This is a genomic window from Deltaproteobacteria bacterium, from assembly GCA_020848905.1.
Classification (GTDB): Bacteria; Myxococcota_A; Polyangia.
Genome location: JADLHG010000009.1, coordinates 206,102 through 226,399 on the forward strand (window position 1 = coordinate 206,102; position 20,298 = coordinate 226,399).

Below are 20,298 nucleotides of genomic sequence, written 5' to 3' on the forward strand. Positions count from 1 at the left end.
ATACGCGACGGCCCCGCGCGCGTGCTGCGCCACGGGGCCGGAAGTCGACAGCGCGACGTCTCGAGCTGCCGGCCTTCTACCGATCCTACCTAGCTATTCCAGCCCACACCGGCCCGAACCTTCGACTTCGTCTTCATTGGGCTCTCTTCCTTCCATGGGTCCAGAACGTTACCCCTTCAACCCGATCCGACAGCGAGCCGCTCCCGCCAACGGAGGTCGTCTTCGAAGACCACGGCAAGTATGGTCCCGCCTCCATGCGGTGACAACCCTCGGGATGGTTGACGGCTGGGACCTCGGTCAAGCGGGAGGTTGATCTCCGTCGTCCTCGACGCCCCGGGTCTATAGGCAGTACCCGCCGAGGAAGCTCGAGTAGCTCTCCAGGCACACCTCGCCGACGGCGCAGTCGGCGTTCTGCTTGCGGGGGTCGCAGGCCGTGGTGCAGTAGGCGCCGATGCACGAGAGGCCTTTCGAGCTGTCGCAGCGCATCGCGGCCGGGCTGAGGGTCGAGCTCGTACAGAGGGCCCCGAAGCCGAGCGCGCCGGGCGCGGGGTTCGATAGCGGGGTGCAGACGGCGCGCGTCCCGGCCGGCAGGTCGGAAGAGCGCGAGCAGGACGTTCCGACGGGGCAGCCGGGATTGGCGTAGGTGCCCTTCGCGTCGTCGCAGACCTGTCGGCAGAGGTTCACCGAGGCTTGTAGGGCGGTCTCCCAGGAGCGATAGCAGACGTAGGCGGTCGCGGAGGCGGGGCAGGCGGGGTTCTGCAGCGCGCCGACGCGGGGGTCGCAGGGCTTGGCGCACTGCCCCGAGGCGCAGACGAGCGTCGAGCTGCAGGGGTTGGCGGCGCTGCACCATTCCCCGAGCTGGCGCGTCCCGGCCGCGAGGCACACCCCGCCCGGCAGCGAGAAACCCGAAGGGGCGCAGGTCTCGGTGGCCTTGCACGCGGGATTGGTGGCCGCGCCGCGTTGCGGGTCGCAGGCGGCGACGCAGGTGGCGCTCGGGCCGCAGCCGAGCCCCTTTTCCGGATCGCACTTGTGCGCGTAGGTGCCGAAGAACTCGCAGGCCGCGCCCGGGGTGGTGAGCGCGCCGGGATAGTAGACCTGGGGCGCGCAGACGCCGCCCTCGGGGGTCGAGGTCTTGCAGGCGGTCCCGGCGGGACAGGTGGACGCGGTGCCGACAGGCGTCGTCGGATCGCAGAGGTCCAGGCAGATGGGGGGCTTGGTGACCACGTCGGTGTGACAGCCCTGCGTGGCCGGGCTCGGGCAGTCGGGGTTCTTCAGCACGCCCTTCGCCGTGTCGCAGGTGACGTAGCAGCGGTGGTTGGCGCAGCTCAGGCCGGTCGCGCAGCGGGCCGAGGTCGCGTTGCATAGCTGGCCGAGGCGGCGGGAGGCCGGCGCGAGACAGATGCCGCCCGAAGGCACGTCGGTGCGCTCGGCGCAGCTCTCGCCGGTCGCGCAGGCGGGCGCCGCGTCGCGTGGATTGCAGAGGGGCTGACAGACGCTCTCGAGGCAGGCGAGGCCCTTCTGGCAGCGAAAGGCGGCTGCCGAGTCGTCGCAGGCCTCGTCGCGCGCCTTCGGTCCGACGGGGCTTGCCGGGGGCAACCTCTGGCAGTCGCCGTCGCAGTAGTAGCCCGGGGGGCAGGTCGTCCCCTTCACCACGCCCACCTTGCGGTCGCAGCCGAGCAGGCAGGCCCCTTCGAAGGCGCACAGGTACTCGGGGCCGAGGTCCCTGCAGATCGGGTTATTGGTGCGCGCGAGGTCGTGGTCGCAGGCCAGCCGGCAGAGCCCGTCCACGCAGAGAAAGCCCCCCTTGCAGCGCTGGTCGAGCGCGGCGCAGGGCTCGTTCAGCCCCTGCGTGGCGAGGGGCAGGCAGGCCCCGCCCAGAAACGAGGTGGGCTCCACGTAGGGGCGCTCGAAGAAGGGGGCGCACTCGGTGCCGGGGGCGCAATCCGGGTGCCCTTGCGTGCCCCGGGCGAGGTCACAGGCCTTGAGGCAGATGCGCGTCCCCTTGGCGGTGGGGCAGAAGAGACCCTTCGTGCCGTCGCAGATCTCGCCCAGGAGATCGCTGCAGGGCGCGCCGAGCCCGACGGTGCCGCGCACGGGCGGAAAGCTCGACGAGACGCACTGCGCGAGCTTCGAGCCGGTCGGGACCAGGCAGCGGGTGCCGACGGGGCAGTCGGGGTTCGGGCTGGCCCCCTTCGTCAGGTCGCAGCGCCTCTGGCAGCGGGCGAGCCCGCCCAGGCTGGGCTTGCTGCAGACGTCGTTCGCCTCGGGGCAGGTGGGGTTCTTCTCCTCGCCCTTCGACGGGTCGCAGGGCGGCTGGCACATAGCCTTGAGGCACTTGAGCCCCGGACTGCAGGGGTGCGTGCCCGGGAAGCACCAGTTGAACCGGCCCACGGGTGGGGCCGCGCCGTCGGAGGCGGGCACAGGCTTCGCGTCGGCCGCGCCATCACCTCGCGCGGCGTCCCGCGTGGGTCCCGAGCCGTCCGGGCCACCGTCTACGGTCGTGGGCGCGCTCGAGCAGGCGGAGAGGAAGAGGGAGAGGGAGAGGACAAACAGCAGACGGGGGGTAGGTCGGTCGGCCATCAGCGGAGCTCCATCGGAGGAGCATCCTACCCCAGAGGATGCGCACCGCGCGACCGAGGCGCGCGAGCGGCGGTGGGCGCATGCAGACGGCGGGGGCGAATCGGTGCGGGGGGAGGGGGGGCTGGCGACGGGAGGCGGACGAGAGCGCGAGCGGCAGTGGGCGCACTCGGAGGGCCGGGGCGGATCGGTGCGGCGGGGAGGGGGTGTTTGTGTTTGTTGTTCTGTTGTTTGTGCAACCATGGACATCCTTGACATTAGACCCGCTCATGCTAGTATTAGCCTTAATCATGATGGCACACAAACGCAAATCCTCCTCGGGAGATGACCGGACTTCTGGCACCTGTATGCCGGCGGGTTCTGCGAAGCAGCTCCCGTTGCCGATGCGGGAGGCAACGGGATGGGGCGGGAAGCGGAAGGGTGCGGGGCGGAAGAAACGGCCGGGGAGCGGGCTGCCCCATCGCGCGCGGCCGCTCCTGGCGAGCCGGTTTCCGGTGCACGTCACGATGAAGGTCGTGGAGGGGCTGCCGAACCTGCGGAGCAAGAAGCAGCTACGGGCGATCGAGCAGGCCTTCGTGAAGTCGGCGGGCCGGTTCGGCATGAACCTCGCCCACTACTCGATCCAGAAGAACCACCTGCACCTCGTGACCGAGGCCAAGGACCGCGGCGTGCTCATGAAGGGCCTGCGCGCGTTGGCGATCCGCCTCGCGCACGCGCTGAATCGCACGACAGGCCGCAAGGGGCGGGTCTTTCGGGACCGCTACCATCAGCACATCCTGAAGACGCCGAGCGAGGTGAAGGCGGCCCTCGCGTACGTCCTTCAAAATCGACGCAAGCACGAACGTGCGCGCGGCAAGTGGGTCCCGCGACGGGACCTGGACGCGTGCAGTTCGGCGCGCTACTTCAATGGATGGAAGGACCTTGCGCCGGTGCCCCCCGACGGAGACCCGCCGGTCCTCGAGCCGCGAACCTGGTTGCTCAAGACCGGCTGGAAGCTGCGAGGGAAGCTGCGTACCGACGAGGTTCCAGGACGCTGAGCTTCGAGAGGACAGCGGCCGCAGAGCTCGCGACGGCCGCCGGTGAGCCTGGTGCGGCGCCGGCGATAGGCGAGCCCGAGCACGACGAGCCAGGCGAAGGACATCGCGGTGGGGCTTTGGGCGACGCCACAGCCGGAGCTGCACCCCGCGCCGCCGTCGGCAGGATGGGACGGGCTTGCGTCCGCCGTGGGTCCTCCGGCGTCCGGGCCGCCATCCGCGGCAGAGACCCGCACGTCCTTCTGCGCATAGCCGTCCTGGCCGACCTGGCTATCGAGGAGAGCGCCGTCGGCCACGAGGGGCCCGTCGAGGCGCTGGCCGCCATCAGCCCGCGTCGCATCGCGACCGGCGCCCCGGTCGGCTGGAGCATCAGCGGACGGCGCCAGGGAATCGCGACGTGGCCCGTCGGGTGCGGTCAGATCGCGCCGCGCGGCATCGATCGCGCCGAATGCGTCCCGCGTCGTCGCATCCGGCGTGACCGCCGCACTGTCCGGCCGTCGGGCATCCGGGACGCGCGAATCCGGGACCCGTGCATCCGGGACGCGCGCATCGGGCCCCCGTGCATCGGGCACTCGGGCATCCGGAGCCTGTGCATCCGGGAGACGCGTATCGGGCACTCGGGCATCGGGCATACGCGCATCGATCCCCTGGTCCGGTACGGCCACCGGCGCATCGATCCCGCGGTCCACGCTACGGTCGAGAGCGATACTGGCATCACGGACGCCACCACCCCCGTCGGCAGCGACGCCGCCGTCAGGCCCCGGTAGCCCGCTCAAGGTGTAGATGTACACGGCCTCGTCCGCGTTCGGGGGCGGGTTGCCTCGGTTGTCGGGCGCCCAGATGAAGGCCTCCGAGCCGTGGAGGAGCACCGTCTTGCCGAAGTCCTGGTTGATGAACTTGTCGCTCGCCTCGAGCTTTAGGGCCTCGGTCCAGATGCTCCCGGAGCGGGTGAAGAGGTAGGCCGCGCCCGCCACCGCCGGGGGCGTCTCAGTGGGAAGGCCCCCCACGAGCACGACACCCTGGCTCACCGACACCGAGTAGCCGAACAACGCCTTGGCGCCGGCTCCGCTCCCTTTGAGCTTCGCCTGCTGCGACCACTGTCCTCCACTCCCGCTGAACACGTACGCGGCTCCTCGGGCAAGAGAGCCACCTTCGCTGTCGCCGGTCGCACCAGCTACTAAGGTGGTCCCATCTACAGCGACTACCTCGCCAAAGGAGACGCCATTGACGCTCGAGGCATCACCCGCCGTGAGCTTCGCGCGTTGCGTCCAAACCGCACCGCTGCCCGTGAAGACGTACGCGGCGCCATTGCTGCTGCCGAGCCCCAACGAGTCATCGCCCGAGGCTCCGACGACGAGATGCTGGCCGTCGTAGGCCAGCCCCGAACCGAAGCTCTGGAGCCTATGGGCATCGTTCGGCAGTAGCTCCTTCACCTGGCTCCAGGCCCATCCACCCGGACCAAGCGTTCTCGAAAACACGTACACCGCCCCTGTGCTGTCCTCCGGAGGATCTGTCGGCGAAAACTGATGATCGTGACCAGACGCGCCCACAAACACTGTATCCCCTCTCAGGGCAACGTGGGCTCCGAAACTGTTGTACGTACCTGGGTCGCTCGCCCAGAAACGCCCCTCCTGCACCCAAACGCCATTTTGCCTTCTAAAGACGTAAACCACACCGACGTACGGTCCTTGTCCGCTCTGCGGGCCTTCGCCCGACGCGCCCACGACCAATGTGTTGCCCTCCAACGCTACGGCACTGCCGAAGTAGTTTGGCGTGGAGGGAGTCGTCGGTGCCACGGTGGCAGAAAGCACCCAGCCCTGGGAGCTGCGGGTGTAGATACGAACAACGGACTTGAACCCAATCAACGCAGAGGCAGCTGGTTCTCCAACCGCCAGGGTATCTCCGTCGCGGGCCATGGCTATCCCGAACCCCGTGATGGTCGTTGGACTCGGGCTCTTCAGCTTGAATTCCGTCGCGCTGACGAGCGACGCGCGATACCTCCCCATCCGCTCGTTGGTACCACCGGAGCACCCGACGGCCATGACGCCCGCCAGGGCAAGGCCGATGGTCCGTCTCAGGTCGTCTCGCGACTCCATACCTCTCGCCTCCCCCGTTCCTGGATGGCCGCGCCATACAACGAGCAGACGCACGAGCGGCGGAAAACCTGACAGCGCGGTGCGAGGAAAAGCGGCAGCTCCGCCCGACCGAGGCGCGCCGGGACGCCCCCCCGACCTCACTTGCAGCGCATGTATTCCTTGCCGCCGGCGATGAGGATCGGGTTGCCCGCGGAGTTGAGCGTGACGCGCAGGTTCGCGTCCACGAAGCCCTGGCCCAGGTTCACGTAGAGCCGGCCCCCGGCGACCTTCCAGAGCAGGCCGCCGCTGCCCGTGTGCTGGCCGGCCACCGTGCCCGCGTGGCCCGTGTTGTAGGTCTCGGTGTTCGAGCCGAAACGCAGCGTGCCGTTCGGGAAGTAGACCACGCGGCTCGTGCTGCTCGTGCCCGTGTGCTTGTTGAAGGTGAAGGAGCACCAGGCCGTGGATAACAGGAGCTGGCGGAGCTTGCCGTCGGTGGGAGACCTGCCACCGGCAGGCACCGCGCCGCCGGGCGCCTTCGCCACGGGAGCCTTCTTCGGCGGGCCGAGCCGCTTGTGCGGGATGTCCTTCATCGCGCCGAGCGTGATGAGGAGCTTCTTGCCCTGGAAGCGAAAGGTCATGGGCACGCCGCCGATCTGCAGCACCGCGCCCTGAACGGTCCAGGTCGCCTCGCCGAGCGTCGTGGTAGCGCTGCCGTCCGCGCGCAGGTCCATCACCAGGCGCGGGTCGAGCTCGTTCTGCCAGCGCCCCACGAGCTTGGCCTTCTGCGCGGAGGCCTCGCCGCCGAGGCTGCAGAGCACGAGCAGAGCGACCGGAAGTAGACGGGCCATGGATGCCTCCCCTCGAGGTGTGGTGCCGGAACAGTAGCGCCACCCGGAGAGCGGAGGTTGCACTATCGTTTGCCTTGGCGCGTGGAGTCGCCAGTCGACGGGGGCCCGGGCCCACAGGACCCGCGCGGCCGCCGAAACAGCCTAAGCCGTCGAATCTGTGCCCGAAGAGAGGCCGTCCCGCGGCGTCTACGCGGTGGCACCGGGATTGCTTTGCATGGCCGCAACGTCCGAGGAAGCCCCTCTGCGGGCCCTTGGAACCGCACCTGACACGACGCTTCGAACGCGCGCGAAGGAGACGAACATGCGACGCACCGGATGGATGGGATTGGCTCTGCTGGCGCTCCTCTGGGGAGCAGGCCCGGCACAGGCCATCAACGTGAACGGGGAGAAGGTGAACCTGCGCCAGCGCAATCGCGCAATCCGCTCCGCTCTGGTGGAGCGAATCAACGAGCAGCTCCCGGCGCTGGAGCAGAAGTGGGGCCCGCTGGGCCAGATCACGGGGCGGGACCTCCGCATTCGCACCAAGGCGCCGGGCTTCCTCGTCGGCGGCGGCTACGCGAACGAGACCACCGTGACGTACTCGATCGTCCACCGCAGGGGCTGGGGCGGCACGGCGGAGGCCCGCACCCGCATCGACATCAACAACGGTGGGGAGCAGACGACGACCCTCTTCGGCTTCGTGCTGAACGTCCCCGCCTACGGCGGTCCCCCTCCGGGCGCGCTGAGCGACATGGGCCCGGGTACCTTCGGCAGCGCCGTCGGCCGCTAGGGAACAGCCCCCTTCACGGCCCCGCGCAGGCCTGGACCTTCAGGTCCGTGATCGTCGCGCTCCCGCCGAGACCTGCCGTCGAGACTTGCCCCACGAAGAGCTGCACGCGACGCAGGTTGCCGCGGAACGAGAGGCCCGCCGGATAGATGTCCGGCTGCCCCGCGTGCCAGCCGCCAGGGTAGTAGCCGGTCTGGATGCCGTTGTACTGACCGAACATGGTGCCGCTCGTCGCGTTCACCGCGTGGTACTTCACCTGCACGCGGTAGACTCCGGCCGTGTTGTAGGTCCCGCCGTTCACGGTCCAGGGGTCCTGCGCCTGCCACTGGTCCACGCCGTCCCGATCGAACCAGAGGCCGTAGCTCGCGTTGCCGCCGAAGGGGGCCGTGACGGTGCTCGGGCTCCGCGCGTCGTAGTGCCGCTCGTCGCCCCCGCTCGTGTCCTGCAGCATCAGGTGGTCGTCGATGTCGAAGACCGGCTCGGGCCCGGCGTCGGGGCCGAGGTCCCCTAGCGTCGCCACGACCCAGCCTCCCTTCCCGCCGGGGTGCGTGCCCGCCAGCCCCGGGCTCAGGTCCGCCGCGCCCTCCTCGCGCAGCCCCACCTGCAGCCACATCGTGGAAGTGGACTGCGCCTTGGTGAGGCCCGCCAGGTTCAGCGTGAAGGTGAGCGTCGCGTCGCAGCGGGTGAGATCGAAGAGCGGCGCGAAGTGCTGCGGCGCGGTGGCGGGCCCGACCGTGTAGTTGCCGAAGCTCTGCGTCGTGGGCTGCGGGGGACCGTCGGGGGGGAGTCGCTGATCGCGCGGAGGGACCATCGCGTCGCGGGGGAGCGCGCCATCCTTCGACCCCGCGGCGTCCTTCGGGCGGGCACCGTCTCTCCGCGCCGCCGCACCGTCCGGCCTCGCGGCCGAAACGTCCCACGAGCCCCCGTCTCGCGGCCTCCCCGCCTCGTCGACCACGCCCCCTCCGTCGGTGAAACCGGGGCCCGGTCCACCCTCCGGCTCGGCGCTGCTCCCATCCGCGGCACCGCCGAAGCCGCCGCGCACGCAGCCCATGCAAAGAAGAAGGGCCAGCGCTATGCGGGAGGCCCTGCCCCTTCGGGAGGCCCCTCTCGCCACCGGCCATCCAGCCACGCGGGTCACCCTGACCAGTCTGCGGCCCGTCTTCGAGCCGGTCAACGATCGCGCGCCCCCTCGACGGCGAAGGGCCTCGCGCGCTCTCGGCGTGACGCGGGTCAAGCCTTCGGAAAAAACCCCTCGGCCCGCGCGAGTCGCTGCGGCATCATGCACCCTGCACGATCGTCGCGGAGGATCGATGCCGCTGTTGCTGAGTGTTGCGCTCCTTGCCCCCGTCGCGGTGACGCATGCCATCACCTTTGATGAGGCCCTCGGGTGGGCCGAGCACTCCCCGGTGGTCCAGGGCGCGCGGCGGGCCCTTCGCACGCAGAGCGACCTGACCCGGCGCGTCTCGCGCCTGACCCACAACCCGCAGCTCTCCGTACAGCCCGGGATTCGCCTCGCGCCCGCGGGCGCCCGCGAGCCCGAGCTCCTGGTCGAGCTGAGCCAGGCCTGGAGCCTGAGCGGCCACGGCGGAGCGCGGCAGAGATCGCTCGAGGCCGAGCAGGCGGTGCTGGGCGCCGAAACGCGCGCCGCATCGCTCGCGCAGCGCCTCGGAGCCGCGCGCTCCTGGATCGAGCTCTGGGTGGCGCAGCGCGTGCTGGCCGAAGCGCAGCGCGAACAGGCTCTGGCGGGAACCCTCACCAAGCTCGTGGACCGAGCCGCCAGCCTCTCGGGCGCCACGCGCGCCGACGCCGCGGATGCGAGAGCCTACATTGCCGAGGCACGCCTGCTGGTCCTCGCGGCGCACGGCGAGCTGGTCAATCGGGCGGCGACGCTGCAGCGCGAGGCGGGCCGGGCACTGGCCGACGGTACCCTGGCAGCGCGGGGCGAGCTCCCCGCCGCACCGGTGCCCTCGAAGAGCGCCCAGCTCCGCATGCTGGGTCGCCTGGCGGCCCTCCCCGAGGTCCAGCTCCGAGCCCTGCGCGCCCGGGCGGAGCGCCTCCGCATGACCGAGGAGCGGTCGGCACGCGGCTGGGTGCTGCAGCTTGGCCTGATGGCGCAGCGCGATGCGCCCGGAGGTTTCCTTCTCTCGGGGGGCCTTCGCGTGACGGTGCCTCTGTTCGACCGCGGAGAGCGTGAGAGCGCCCCGCTCGCGGCGCAGGCCGAGCGGCAGACCGGCGAGGGCCACGACGCGCTCGTCCGGGCACGCGCCGACCTGGCGGAGGCGATCCATGAGGTGACCCACACCGAGGAGGTGCTCGCCGAGCTGCGGGACAACCTGGTGCCCGCCAGCCGCGAGGGCGCCGCGCTGCGAGAACGGATCTTCCGGGCCGGCGAGGCCACGGTGCTCGAGGTGCTCCAGTCGCGCCGCACGGCCGTCGCGGCCGTCGGGCGCCTCGAGCGCGCCCGCGGTGCGCACGCCTGGGCGCGGGTCAAGCTCTGGCTCCTCAGCACCACCCTGCTGCGGCAGCCCGCTGCGGGTCGCCCATGACGCCGCGGCGAACGATGAACCCATGCTGGCTGGTCTGCGCGAGCCTTTCCGCGCTCGCGGCGTGCACCCAGGGCGCCGCCCAGCCGGAGGCAGCTCCCCTGCCCCGATCGAGCGCCGAGACCCGGTGGGTAGCCGCCCGCGCCCCGGCGGGACTGTCGCTCCTCGAGCTGCCGGCCCACGTGCTCGCCGCGCCGCAGTCGCTCGGCGCCGTGTCGGCCCCGTATCAGGCGCGCGTGGTCAAGGTGCTCGTGCAAGCGGGTCAGCGCCTCAAGAGCGGCGATCCGACAGTCGAAGTGATCATGCCCGCCGTGACCGCGGCGGCGGGCGCCTACCTCGGGGCGCGCACGCGCTACGAAGCCTACGCGCGACGCAAGGCCCAGCTCGATCGCCTGCGGGCCGACGGGCTCGTCCGCCTCTCCGAGATCGCCGAGGTGGAGACTCACCTCGCCGAGTCCCGCGCCGACGAGCACACCGCGCTGGCCACGCTGCGCAGCGCCGGCCTGCGCCCCACGGACGCCAGCCGGATCCTCGGCGGGGACGGCACCGTGATGCTGCGCAGCCCCATCGGCGGCGTGATCACCGAGGCTGACGTGGTGGTCGGTGAGGTCCGGGAGCCCGGCGGCAAGCCCTTCGTGCGCGTCGCGGCCCAGGCTGCGCCGCGCATCGAGGCCCGCCTGTCCCACGGGCTTCCCGCCGGCGCAGGCTTCGAGTTCGTGGCCAACGGCTGGAGCCCCGTCGAGCTGCGCGCGATCGCGCAGGCTCCGCAGATCGACCGTCGCGACGGCACGCGGCTCTCCTGGTTCGAGCCGCTCAAGCCCACGCCGCTGCCCCACGGGCTCTCCGGCAAGCTCGCGGTGCACCTGCACGGAGACCGGGTCGTCGCCGTGCCGGCCACCGCCGTGGTGATGAACGAAGGCCGCGCCGAGGTGATCACCCGCGACGGCGCGCGGCTCAAGCGCGTACCGGTCGTGGTGCTGCTCGTCTCGGGGGCCGACGCGCTCGTCGAGGGGCCCGTGCGACCGGGACACATCGTCGCCGCCGACGGGGCCCTCGCCACCGCGGGCCTACGGTGATCCAGCGTCTCGTCGGCTGGTCTGTCCAGCACCGCGGCCTCGTGTTCGGCCTCACCGCCGGCCTGGCGCTGGTCGGCCTGGTCGTCGGCGCGCGGCTGCGGCTCGACGCCCTCCCCGACATCACCAACAACCAGGTGCTCGTGCTCACCCGCGCGCACGGGCTCACCCCCGAGGAGGTCGAGCGCCGGGTCACGCGTCCCATCGAAGCCGTCCTCGGGGGCCTGCCGGGCCTCGAGTACCATCGGAGTCTCTCGCGCTACGCCATCTCCGCCATCACAGTCGTGTTCGACGAGGAGATGGACCCCTTCCGGGCCCGCCAGCTCGTACAGGAACGCCTGAACGGCCTGGCCGGCACGCTTCCGGCCGGGGTCGAGGCCCCCGAGATCGGCCCGCTCACCACCGGGCTCGGAGAGGTCTTTCACTTCACGCTCAGCTCTCCCGAGCGCACGGCGGCCGAACTCTTCGAGCTCGCCCAGTACAAGGTAGCCCCCACCCTGCGCTCCGTCAGAGGCGTGGTGGAGGTCAACACCTGGGGTGGTCAGCGGCGAACCTTCGACGTGAAGGTCGACCCGGTGCGGCTGGCCCAGCGCGGCCTCACGCTGGAGCACGTGCGCGAGTCGCTCGAGCGCGCCACGGGTACGGTGCCCGGCGCCGCGCTTCCCACCGCGGGCACGGCGCAGGCCCTCGTGCGCGCGGTCGCCCGTCCCATGACCCCCTCCGAGCTCGGGCACGCCGTCGTCTCTTCGGAGAAGGGCAACGCCGACGACGGCCTCCAGCAGGTCGTGCGCGTCGCCGACGTGGCCCAGGTGGCCGAAGGCAGCGCCCCACGCATCGGCGCGGCCACTGCGAACGGCCGCGGCGAAACGGTCTACGTGATGGCCCAGATGCTCCGCGGCGAGAACGCGCTGCTCGTGGCCGAGGACGTCAACCGGCAGCTCACGACGGTGCGCTCCGTCCTTCCCCGGGACGTGCAGCTCGAGGTGGTCTACGACCGCAGCCTGCTCGTGCGCGCGACCTTGCGCACGGTGGCCAAGAACCTCGGCGAGGGCGCGGTGCTCGTGATCGCCGTGCTCCTCCTGACGCTCGGCAGCCTCCGCGCCGGCCTGCTCATCGCCTCGCTCATCCCCCTCTCGATGATCGGAGCGACGAGCGCGCTGGTCGCCTTCGGGGTGCCGGGGAACCTGATGAGCCTCGGCGCGATCGACTTCGGCCTGATCGTCGACGGCGCGGTGGTGATGATCGAGCACATCTTCTTTGCGCTCCGCAACCACCGCCCGGAGGACCGCTCCGACATCGGACCCATGGCCCAGGCGGCGGCGGGGCCCGTCTTCTTTTCGCTGATCGTGATCCTGCTGGTCTACGTGCCGATCCTCAGCCTCAGCGGCGTGGACGGCAAGATGTTCCGCCCCATGGCGCTGACGGTGATCTTCGCCCTGCTCGCCGCGCTGCTGCTCTCGCTGACCTACGTCCCCGCCGTCGCCGGGCTGATCATCGGCCCGCGCACCGTCCCGGCGAAGGACCCGTGGTTCGTTCGCGTGCTGGTCGGGAGCTATCTGCCCCTGCTCCAGCGGGCGGAGCGCCATCCGCGATGGGTGGTGGTGATTACCCTGCTGGCCCTCGTGGGCGGTGGGGTGCTCTTCGCCCGCGCCGGCACCGAGATGGCCCCGCAGCTCGACGAGGGAGACCTGGTCATCCAGACCACCCGCTCCGCGGACATCAGCCTGGAAGGCGCCATCCGCGACGGCGGGAACTTCGAGGCCGTGGTGCTGGCTGCGGCGCCGGAGGTGCGCAAGGTCGTCTCGCGCATCGGCAGCCCCGCCGTGGCCACCGACGTGATGGGCCTCGAGCAGGCCGACGTCTTCGTCTCCATCGCGCCGAACGAGCGCTGGCGCGCCGGGCTGACCCGCGCGGCGCTCATCGAGCAGCTCCAGCAGCGCATCGAACGGCTGGCGCCGGGGAGCGACCCTGCCTTCACGCAGCCGATCCAGATGCGCTTCAACGAGCTGCTCGGCGGCGTGGTGACCGACGTGGCGGTGCACGTCTACGGAGAGGACCTGGGCGAGCTGCGCCGCCTGGCCCTGCAGGTGGCCGCGGCCGTCCGCGGCGTCCACGGCGCGGCCGACGTGCGCGTGCTCGCGCCGCCCGACATCTCGGTCCTCGAGGTGCGCCCGCGCCCTCTCGAGGTGGCTCAGCACGGTTTCGCCGTGGCCGAGATTCTGGAGAGCGTGCAAGCGGTGCGGCAAGGAATCGAGGTCGGCGCCACCTACGACGGGCCCGTGCGCATCCCGATCGTGCTGCGCCTGGCAGCCCCCAGCACCGCGCTCGCCCTCTCGCAGCTCTCCATCGCCGCGCGCGGCGGCGGCACCGTGCCCCTCGGCCGCGTGGCGGAGGTAAACCTGACCCTCGCCCCGAGCCTGGTGAACCACCACAACGGGGAGCGCCAGCTGATCGTCGGCTTCAACGTGCGCGGAGGGAGCCTCGGGACCGTGGTGAAGGAGGCGCGGGCCCGCGTGGAGCGAGCGCTCGCGCTACCTACCGGCTATCGCCTGAGCTGGGGCGGACAGTACGAGACGCTGGAGCAGGCGGTCGCGCGCCTGACACTGGTGGTGCCGGCCGTCCTGGCCCTCATCCTCGGGCTGCTGTTCGTCGCGTTTCGGCGCGTCTCGGCGGTAGTCATGATCCTGCTCACGGTGCCCGTGGCGTGCGTGGGAGGCGTGGCGACGCTGACCCTGCGCGGCCTGCCGATCTCAATCTCGGCGGCGGTGGGATTCATCGCCCTGAGCGGGGTCATGGTCCTCAACGGCGGCGTGGTGATCTCGCAGCTCCTGAGCCTCGAACGCCTGGGCGCGTCTCCACGCGACGCGGTCCGCGAGGCGGTGCGCCGGGCCGCTCGGCCGGTGCTGATGACCACACTCGTGGCGGCACTCGGGTTTCTGCCCATGACCATCGCCTCGGGCGTGGGGGCCGAGGTGCAACGCCCCCTGGCCACCGTCGTGGTTGGCGGCCTCTTCCTCACGGCCGTGCCCGTGCTCTTTCTGATCGTCACCGTCTACCCGTGGCTGGCCGGGCGACGACGAAGCACGGCGCGGCGCGACGACGATCAGGCCCAGGAGCGGGGAGAGCACGGCGCGTAGCGCGACGGCGCCGGCTACCGGGAGGGACCGTGGCCAGGGTGACCCCCAGGATTACGGCGTGGCCGGCTGGGAGCAGAGCTTGTCGTAGACCTGCTTGAGGAGCTGCTCGAGGGTGACGCCGGCGGGGAGCTGGCCCCCCGGAAGCGGCGGGAGCGAGGGGAGCGCCCCCGTAGGAGAGCAGGCCTTCACGGCTGCCTGGCAGTCCTGCCCCTTGCTATCCACGCAGACCTTCAGCGCGGCGCAGCAGACCGCGCGGTCGGGGAGCTTCGCGCCGCCGTCGCGCCCGGGGAGCGGAGGTACCGGGGGCACGCCGCCGTCGGCCCGCGGGTGCGGGGGAACCTGGCCGCCGCCACCGGAGGCCGCCCCACCGTCCCCGCGCGAGCCACCGCCCCCGCCGGAGCCTGTGCAGTGTTTCTGCACGATCCCGCACGCCCGCGGAAACTTGTCGCAGACCTGCTGCAGCTTGGCGCAGATGCGGGCCTCGAGGTCGGCGAGCGTCGCACCGCCGTCGCAGAATTTCTTGTGCGCCTCGCAGCCCTTCTGCTTCTCCTGACAGAGCGTGCCGAGGCGATCGCAGGCCTGCTGGAAGGTCGCCTCGTCCACGTGATCCGAGAGGAGCGCCACGTCCTGTTCGTTCACGTCGATCGGGGTCGCCTCTCCGCCGCCGCAGGCCCAGAGGCCGAGGGCCGCCAGTAGCGCGGTGGACCACCGGCCGAGCTCTTTCCGTCGCTGCATCCGTGCCTCCTTCGTCGGTTCGTGGGTTGGTTCGTTCGCGAGCTGGACGGGGAAGGGCTAGAGCACGTCGCGGGCCAGCGGGCGTCGCGACACGAAGTGGCCGAAAGATCGCGGCTCGCCAGCCGGGACGGGGGCCTCGCGGCGGGGGTGGGTCCCCGGGGGTGGGATCTCTTGCCCAGGGGGGTTCAGCCGGGGAGACCGCGTGATTCTGGGCGCTTCACCGACTGCGCCGGGGTGGGGATCGCGGAGCTACGGGCAGGCCGGGACCAGCGAGGTGGGCGGCAGCGGCTGGCAGGAGGGCGTGACGCTCGGCGAGAGCGTGACCTTCGCTCCGTGCTTCACGGTGATGGGCTGCAGCGCGAGGCAGCGCGCGCAGGCGACCTCGCGACCGCAGAAGGCGAGCAGCCCCACGTAGAGCGGGTCCCCCTCCTTGACGTTGAGGCCGTGCAGCCACTGCGTTCCCGTCGGAGAGTTCGTGCGCTCGCGCTTGAGCAGGCACGTGTCGACCACCCGGCCGGTGTTGCGCGCGACGTAGATCTCGACGCGGCTGATGGGGCAGCTCGCCATGCAGGCCGCCATGGAGACCTCGAACGTCATCTGCGGCGTGGTGGGCGTGGGGCCGGGCGGCTCACCGCCGCAGGCGACGAGGAGCGAAAAGAGCAGGACGGGAAGGGTTCGGCGAAGCACGGCGGACCCAGGATTACTTGAAGGTGAACTGAAAGTCGAAAGGTCCGGTGGGCGTCGTCGGAGGAGACGCGCTCGGGCCACCGCGACTGAGCGCGACCGCCACGCCGGCACCCGCGCCGGCGAGCACCACCCCCACCGTCGTCCAGACCCACCAGCGGCGATACCAGGGACGCGACGCCGCCTCGGCAGGGGCGGTCGAGGGAGGAGCCACCGGGGGCGACGGAGGCATCCCTCCGACGAGTCGCCGCTCCACCGGGCCAAGCAGCTCCGCGACGAGCTGCGCCGTCTCGCGCTCGACCGCGCCTCCCGAGAGGGTGCGACGGAGCGCCCGGGTCGCGCCAGCCCGCGGGGCGTAGAGGCGAGCCTCGGCGCTCCACCCCGCCTCGGTCGGGGCGAGCTCGAGCCAGACCAGCCGCGGCACACCGGTGAGCTGGGCCAGGCGCGCGACACTCGTGGCCGAGGGGACGCTGCTCCCCCTCCCCGCGGCGCGCGTCTCGCCCCACAGCTTGAGCGCGCGCGGCGCCACGCGGCGCTCGTCCGGCTGAAAGGTGGCGTCGGCGTCGAAGGCCGCGCGAAAGGCCACGCGGGCCGCGTCCGGGTCGGCGGGGAGCAGGAGCTCGGCCAGGCCGCTCGCGAAGTGGAGGCGCGCCACGAGCTCGGGTGCGGTGTAGCGCCCCGCCACGCGCTCGAGCTCGGCCAGCCCCGCCCGCGCCGCAGCGACGGCCGCCTCGCGTTCCATGTTCTCGACGGCGCGCTCCGCCTGCTCGACCTGCGTGCGTGCGCGCGCGACCCCCGCCTTCACCTCGGGGAGAGCCTCGAGCTGCGCCAGCCACTCCCCGGGCCCGAGGAGCTCGGCGTACCCGAGGCGCCGAAGCGTGCCGCCGAGCGCGCGGTCGAGACGAAGGGCGAGCGGCCTCGGCGCGGCCACGGGGAGCACGGCGACCGAGGCCGACGGACCGGCCTGCGCCGACTGCGCGCCCGACCCGACGAGCGCCACGCCGAAGACGGCCAGCGCGACGGGGCGCGACGCGCGCGATCGGCACGTCCTCACGCGCGGGTTCTCATTCGTGAAGTCCGTGCTTGCGGAGCAGGCGCCGCATCATGTGCCGGTCGAGGCCCGCTTCGCGCGCGATGGCCGAGATGTTCTGCCCGTGGCGCTCGACGAGGCGGCCGAGGTAGAGCGTCTCGAACTGGTGCAGCAGAAGCTGCTTCGCGTCGCGGTACTCGCGGCCGAGCAGATCCTCCGGGATCGTGCGCGCGAGCCATCCCTCGGTGGGGAGCACGGGCCGCCCGGGCAGCACGACCTCGGGCGCGGTGGCCCGCACGGAGAGCGCCCGGGGGAGCGGCGGCGGCGTGGAGCGCGAGGCAGGCGCCGGCTCGTCGGCCACCTCCTCGGCCTCCTCCTCGGGGATCTCGGAGATGGACTGGACCGACCCCAGCTCGAGGTCCGCCCCGTCGGCGATCATGATCGCGCGCTCGACGAGGTTCCGGAGCTCGCGCACGTTGCCGCGAAAGCGCCGGCTGCGCAGCACCTCGAGGAGCTCGGGGGTCAGGACGGCGTCGGGGTCCGCGGCGCCCGCCTGCAAGAGGAAGTGCCGCGCGAGGAGCGGGAGGTCCTCGGGGCGCTTGCGCAGCGGCGGCACCTCGAGGCGCACCACCGCCAGCCGGTAGTAGAGGTCGCGCCGAAACGCGCCGCGCTTGACCTCCTCGCCGAGCTCGCGGTTCGTGGCCGCCACCAGCCGCACGTCGATCTTGCGCGACACGTTGCTTCCCAGCCGCTTCACCGTGCGCGCGTCGAGCACCCGCAGAAGCCGCGTCTGCAGCTCGAGCGGGAGCTCGCCGATCTCGTCGAGGAAGACCGTGCCGCCGTTCGCGCGCTCGAAGGCCCCGGCGCGGTCGCTCACCGCCCCGGTGAAGGCTCCGCGCTCGTGCCCGAAGAGCTCGCTCTCGATCAGGTTGCCGGGGAGCGCGCCGCAATCCACCACCACGTAGCTCTCGGCGTGGCGCGGCGAGTTGCGGTGGATCTCCTCGGCCACGAGCTCCTTGCCCGAGCCGGTCTCCCCCTGGATCAGCACCGTGACGTCGGAGGGCGCGACGCGCGCGAGCACCCCGTAGAGCTTCTGCATCGCGGGCGAGCTGCCGACGAGGCGCCCGAAGCTCTGGCGCGGGCCGAGCCCCTTCGAGAGCTGCTCCCCGGGCTCGAGGCGCAGCACGGTGTCGGCGAGGCGGAGCTCGGCGCCGAGCCCGAGCAGCACCTCGCGCACGCGCGCGCCCCGGTGAAAGGTGCCGTTGGTGCTGTCCAGGTCCCGCACCAGGTAGCCGGTGTCGTGCACCTGGAGCTGCAGGTGTCGCCGGGAGACGCCGGCGTCCGAAAGCACGAGGTCGTTGTCCTTCGCGGTGCCGACGGTGATGCGCTCGAGCTCCACCGCGCAGCTCGCCCCGCGGTCGGGCCCCGACACGACGTGGAGCACCGCCGCACGAAGCACGAGAAGCGGCTCTTGACCGGTGTAGATGAGGCGGGTCGGGCTCTCTTCGCCCGTGGCGTCCATGTCGCTCACCGTGGGGGCCCATGTTAGCATAGTGCCGTTGGACACACCGAGGGTCACCCGCGCGGCGCCGTCTCCCGGCGTTCGCGAGCTGAAGGCGGTTGAGACCCTCGAACGCCTCGGCAAGTACCACCTCCTCTCCAGCATCGGCCAGGGCGGGATGGGCAGCGTCTACCGCGCGCGGCTCGACGGACCGGCCCAGGCGAGCAAGAAGGTCGCGCTCAAGCTCATCCACCCGCACCTGAACCAGGAGCGGGACTTCGTGCAGATGTTCGTGAACGAGATGCGCGTGGCGATGGCGCTCGCGCACCGCAACATCGTGCAGACCTTCGACGCCGGACAGGACGACGACCGCTACTACCTGGTGATGGAGCTCGTCGAGGGGGCCTCGCTGCGCCTGCTGCTCAACCGGGTACGCGAGCTCCGGCGACCCATGCCGCTGCCCATCGCGCTCTTCGTGGCGAGCGAGGTCTGCGCCGCGCTCGAGTATGCGCACGCCCTGCGGGCGGAGGTCTCGGGGCAGCGTACCTCGGTCATCCATCGCGACGTGAGCCCGAGCAACATCCTCCTCTCCGAGCAGGGGGACGTGAAGCTCACCGATTTCGGCGTGGCGCGCGCGGCCGGCCGGCTCGGCACGAGCGTCGCGCACCTCATCAAGGGCAAGCTGGCCTACATGGCCCCCGAGCAGGCGCACGGGCAGGTGGACGCCCGCGGGGACCTCTTCTCCCTCGGCGCGGTGCTCTACGAGATGGTCTGCGGCGAGCCGATGCGGCGCGAGGTGGACCTGGCCTCGGTACGGCTCGGCGCGCCCGCGGCGCCTCCGCGCAGAGTGCGCCCCGAGCTGAGCGCGTCGCTCGAGACGCTGATCCTGCGCTGCGTGGCCACCGACCCGGCGCAGCGGCCGGCCAGCGCGGCCGAGCTCCGGCGCGAGCTCTCGCGCGAGGCGGTGCACCTGCAGCTCGCCCGGGGAGAGCTCCCCGACCTGCACGGCGAGCTCTCGCGCTTCCTCGTAGAGGTCGGCCTGGTGGGACCTCCGCCCGAGGACTCTGTGGTGCGCGAGCCCGCGCCGGCCACGGGACCGCGGCCGGCAAACCTGGCCCGGGCGCTCCTCGCGCAGGCCGAAGAGCTCTCCGCCGCCGTCGGGAGCCTCTCCTGCTCGTCGGAGTCCGGCACGGACGACCATCACGCGCCGTCGCTGCCGCATGCGGTCGGCGCCACGGGGATGATCCCGAACCCGGACGTCGCGCCGCGCCCTCGGCGTGCGCGCGCCCGCTGGCCGCTCGTGGCGAGCCTCGTGCTGCTCGGAGCCGCCGGAGCCGCGCTGCTGCTGGCGCGCTGGCTCGAGCGACGCGACGCGCCGGTGACCACAGAGAGCCCGGAGCCGCCCGCCACGGCGCCGAAAGCAGCGTCGAACCTCGCGCCCGCCGCCGCTGCGCCGAAGGTGGCCGCCCACGACGCAGCCGCCAACGACGCGCCCGCTGCCGCGATGAAGGTGCCCGCCAACGACGCGCCCGCAGACGACGCGCCGAAGGAGCGCGTGGACCGCCCTGCCGTCACGCCCCACCTGCCCAAGCGGAGCGCGACCGCGTCCGCCACCACCGCGCGCGCGCGGCTCGACGTGAACGCCGTCCCCTGGGCCCAGGTCTACGTGGACGGCCAGCTGCGCGGCGAAACGCCGATCCAGGGCCTGCTCCTCCCCGCCGGGCGCCATCGCGTGCGCCTGGTGAATCCGAAGCTCAACCTCTCCTCGAGCTTCACCGTGCAGCTCCGGCCGGGAGAGCTCACCCGCAAGGTCGTGCGGCTGGAATAGGCGCGTCCCTCCCGCTCCTCGCCCGCTACGCCGCACGCTCGCGCTCCGTCTTGACTATTCAAGTGATCGTTTGAATACTTGCCCGCGGCTATTCGAAGGAGCGAGTTCATGCCCAAGACCCTGTTCGTCCTGAACGACGCTCCGTACGGCACCGAGCGGAGCTACAATGCGCTCCGTCTGGCGGGCGCTCTCTCCAAGCGCGCAGGTGAAGAGGTGAGGGTCTTTCTCCTCGGGGACGCGGCGGCGTGTGCCAAGGCGGGGCAGAAGCTCCCGCAGGGTTACTACAACGTGGAGCTGATGCTGCGCGGGCCCAGCCGGCACGGCGCGCAGATCGGCGTCTGCGGCACCTGCATGGACGCGCGGGGCCTCACCGAGGCCGAGCTGGCCGAGGGGACGCACCGGGGGACGCTCGAGGAGCTCACCGACTGGACAGAGTGGGCGGACAAGGTGTTGGTTTTCTGATCCGA

At 71.8% G+C, this 20,298-nt stretch carries 14 protein-coding genes; 6 read left to right on the forward strand and 8 right to left on the reverse strand.

Annotation, left to right across the window (positions count from 1 at the left end):
• Nucleotides 1-339 precede the first annotated feature (339 nt).
• The 3 genes from IT371_06025 to IT371_06035 all read right to left on the reverse strand — a co-directional run bounded on the left by IT371_06025 (nucleotide 340) and on the right by IT371_06035 (nucleotide 6,534).
• A complete protein-coding gene (locus IT371_06025) occupies nucleotides 340-2,580 on the reverse strand; it encodes a hypothetical protein (GenBank protein MCC6747198.1) in 2,241 nt (746 codons plus the stop codon).
• An 895-nt stretch (nucleotides 2,581-3,475) separates the two neighbouring features.
• Nucleotides 3,476-5,707 (reverse strand): hypothetical protein, encoded by a 2,232-nt coding sequence (locus IT371_06030; protein MCC6747199.1) that lies wholly within the window; start codon nucleotides 5,705-5,707, stop codon nucleotides 3,476-3,478.
• A gap of 137 nt (nucleotides 5,708-5,844) precedes the next feature.
• Complete coding sequence (locus IT371_06035; protein ID MCC6747200.1) at nucleotides 5,845-6,534, reverse strand: hypothetical protein; 690 nt, start codon at nucleotides 6,532-6,534, stop codon at nucleotides 5,845-5,847.
• Nucleotides 6,535-6,835: 301 nt separating this feature from the next.
• Here IT371_06035 and IT371_06040 point away from each other — a divergent pair, with 301 nt between their 5' ends.
• Nucleotides 6,836-7,303, forward strand: coding sequence for a hypothetical protein (locus tag IT371_06040; GenBank protein MCC6747201.1), 468 nt, complete (start codon nucleotides 6,836-6,838; stop codon nucleotides 7,301-7,303).
• Between the two features lie 13 nt (nucleotides 7,304-7,316).
• On the opposite strand, the gene IT371_06045 is transcribed toward IT371_06040, so the two are convergent.
• Entirely contained in the window at nucleotides 7,317-8,351 is a 1,035-nt protein-coding gene (locus IT371_06045) for a hypothetical protein (GenBank protein MCC6747202.1), read from the reverse strand.
• Nucleotides 8,352-8,610: 259 nt separating this feature from the next.
• Between IT371_06045 and IT371_06050 the strand changes: the two genes are divergently transcribed.
• Genes IT371_06050 through IT371_06060 form a run of 3 tightly spaced genes read left to right on the forward strand, consistent with a single transcriptional unit; the run spans nucleotide 8,611 to nucleotide 14,053 of the window.
• Nucleotides 8,611-9,846: a TolC family protein gene (locus tag IT371_06050; protein ID MCC6747203.1), complete on the forward strand. Its 1,236-nt coding sequence runs from the start codon at nucleotides 8,611-8,613 to the stop codon at nucleotides 9,844-9,846.
• A gap of 14 nt (nucleotides 9,847-9,860) precedes the next feature.
• The gene (locus tag IT371_06055) at nucleotides 9,861-10,919 is read left to right on the forward strand and encodes an efflux RND transporter periplasmic adaptor subunit (GenBank protein MCC6747204.1); all 1,059 of its coding nucleotides are present in this window, start codon (nucleotides 9,861-9,863) and stop codon (nucleotides 10,917-10,919) included.
• The gene (locus tag IT371_06060; protein ID MCC6747205.1) at nucleotides 10,916-14,053 is read left to right on the forward strand and encodes an efflux RND transporter permease subunit; all 3,138 of its coding nucleotides are present in this window, start codon (nucleotides 10,916-10,918) and stop codon (nucleotides 14,051-14,053) included. Before IT371_06055 ends, IT371_06060 begins: the two co-directional genes overlap by 4 nt.
• 51 nt (nucleotides 14,054-14,104) lie before the next feature.
• Here IT371_06060 and IT371_06065 read toward each other — a convergent pair whose 3' ends face one another.
• From IT371_06065 to IT371_06080, 4 genes are all read right to left on the reverse strand, one after another.
• Entirely contained in the window at nucleotides 14,105-14,788 is a 684-nt protein-coding gene (locus IT371_06065; protein ID MCC6747206.1) for a hypothetical protein, read from the reverse strand.
• 249 nt (nucleotides 14,789-15,037) lie between these two features.
• Nucleotides 15,038-15,475: a hypothetical protein gene (locus tag IT371_06070; protein MCC6747207.1), complete on the reverse strand. Its 438-nt coding sequence runs from the start codon at nucleotides 15,473-15,475 to the stop codon at nucleotides 15,038-15,040.
• 13 nt (nucleotides 15,476-15,488) lie between these two features.
• A complete protein-coding gene (locus IT371_06075; protein ID MCC6747208.1) occupies nucleotides 15,489-16,526 on the reverse strand; it encodes a hypothetical protein in 1,038 nt (345 codons plus the stop codon).
• A gap of 10 nt (nucleotides 16,527-16,536) precedes the next feature.
• The gene (locus tag IT371_06080) at nucleotides 16,537-18,024 is read right to left on the reverse strand and encodes a sigma 54-interacting transcriptional regulator (GenBank protein MCC6747209.1); all 1,488 of its coding nucleotides are present in this window, start codon (nucleotides 18,022-18,024) and stop codon (nucleotides 16,537-16,539) included.
• Nucleotides 18,025-18,061: 37 nt separating this feature from the next.
• On the opposite strand from IT371_06080, the gene IT371_06085 reads away from it, so the two are divergent.
• Nucleotides 18,062-19,831, forward strand: coding sequence for a serine/threonine protein kinase (locus tag IT371_06085; GenBank protein MCC6747210.1), 1,770 nt, complete (start codon nucleotides 18,062-18,064; stop codon nucleotides 19,829-19,831).
• A gap of 108 nt (nucleotides 19,832-19,939) precedes the next feature.
• Nucleotides 19,940-20,293, forward strand: coding sequence for a DsrE family protein (locus IT371_06090; protein MCC6747211.1), 354 nt, complete (start codon nucleotides 19,940-19,942; stop codon nucleotides 20,291-20,293).
• Nucleotides 20,294-20,298 lie beyond the last annotated feature (5 nt).